Below are 511 nucleotides of genomic sequence, written 5' to 3' on the forward strand. Positions count from 1 at the left end.
AATGACAACGCCGCTGTTCCAGAAGTGGTAAGACAGGGCATCGGACACTTCGTTATCCAAGAACTCCAACAAACGATCCCGGGTATTGATTAGGTCGGTTTTCACACCAAGTCCGCGGAAGATAGAGGCGTACTCACAACCGATAACGCCTGCACCATAAATGATGATATGACGAGGGTCGTGTTTCAGGCTCAGGATAGAGTCACTGTCGTAGATTCGTTCATGCAAGAAGTCGACATCGTTTGGTCGGTAAGGCCGAGAGCCCGTCGCGATGACAAATTTATCGGCCGAGTAGATTTCTTCCGTACCGTCATTTTGCATTACCGCGGTAGAGTGCGTATCGATAAAACGTGCAGTACCGAACAGCAGCGTGCAGTCATTGCGGTCGTAAAACCCCTGACGAAGGCGAGTTTGTTTATCGATGACCGTTTTTGCATGGCCTAAAATGTCAGAAAATGTTGCATGAAGGCTGGTGTTGTTTCTGCAAAATAGCGGGTTGCTATTGAATTCG

1 protein-coding gene is annotated in these 511 nt (G+C 48.3%); it reads right to left on the reverse strand.

What is annotated here, in order from left to right:
• Positions 1–511, reverse strand: a 511-nt coding sequence (locus R7Q11_RS29565; protein WP_225467388.1) for an FAD-dependent oxidoreductase, incomplete at both ends; no start/stop codon positions are given.

Source organism: Vibrio sp. 970 (assembly GCF_033339075.1).